Below are 1,186 nucleotides of genomic sequence, written 5' to 3' on the forward strand. Positions count from 1 at the left end.
GCTCGCCGCCTGGAGCGGGCTCGATCCGGGAGAGCGTGGGCGTGTTGCCGCCGGCGAAGTTGGGGCTATAGCCGTAGCGGTAGCTCTCCGGGATGTCGGCGTCGGGCGGGACCACCTCCTCGGCGAGGCGGTTGCCGATCCGGTCGTAGCTCCAGGCGCGCCGCCCCCAGGCGCCGTTGCCCTCGGTCAAGAAGTACTGCGGGTCCTGGTAGGCGTAGGTCGCCACGAAGCGGTCCGGCCCGACCACGCGGTCGATCCGTCGGATGTTGCCCACGGCATCCGTGGTGTAGCGCTGGTCGAGCTGACCGGGAACGGCGATCGAGGCCGGCAGGTAGCGCGGCGTGAAGCCGCGGTTCTCTGTCAGCCCATTGCCCAGCCTGAGGGAGGACAGCGGCCCGAAGGGTTCGTAGCCTGCCGCCGCGACGAGCGGCTGCGGCGCCCCCGAGCCCACCTGGACCTCAAGGCTCGCCTCCCGATCGGCGAAGTCGTGGCCGTAGCGCGCCACCACGCCGCCAGGATAGCCGATCTCGGTGCGGTTGCCGTTGGCATCAAAGGTATAGATGAGCTCGCCGTCCTGGACCAGCCGGCCGAAGCGGTCATAGGCGTAGGTCACGGTCGAGCCGTCGCGCGCGATCGCGGTCAGCCGCCCTTTCGCGAAGGAGACCGCCGGGTCGTCATAGGTGTAGGTCGTGTCGAGCGCCGGGTCGGGGGAGTCGACGAAGGTGACCCGGTCGAGGGCGTCCACGGTGCGGGTGACCGTCACGCCGCGGGCGTCGGTCTCGCTGACCAGCTCGCCGTGCTCGTTGTAAGCGTAGATCGTGGTCCCCGAGACCGGCGAGACTTCACGGGTCATCACGTCGCGGTCGCTGTACGTGTAGGCCGTCGTGTTGCCTTCGGCGTCGGTCACTGACACCAGGTGATCCTGGGCGTCATAGGCGTACGTGGTGACGGCTTCGCCGCCACCGGCTCCCGCCCAGGGCTGGCGCACGCGCATCAAGCGGTCGCGGGCGTCGTACTCGTAGACCGAGGTCGGGGGGTTCGGGCCGCCGCCGGGCGGCTCGCACGGCGGCTCGTCGCAGTCAGAAAGATCTCGATTGCTCGCTTCAGCCGCAGCACGAGACGATTCGCGACATCGTCGTCCGCGGCGCGTCCGCCCACACTGTTCTCACCTCGCGCCTCCCTGGCC

1 protein-coding gene is annotated in these 1,186 nt (G+C 69.9%); it reads right to left on the reverse strand.

What is annotated here, in order from left to right:
- Positions 1–994 (reverse strand): hypothetical protein (locus ACRDSQ_RS03665; protein ID WP_431418755.1); only part of this gene is annotated, 994 nt, incomplete at its 3' end.
- Positions 995–1,186 lie beyond the last annotated feature (192 nt).

This window comes from Actinokineospora sp. (assembly GCF_050699995.1).
Taxonomy (GTDB): Bacteria; Actinomycetota; Actinomycetes; order Mycobacteriales; family Pseudonocardiaceae; genus Actinokineospora.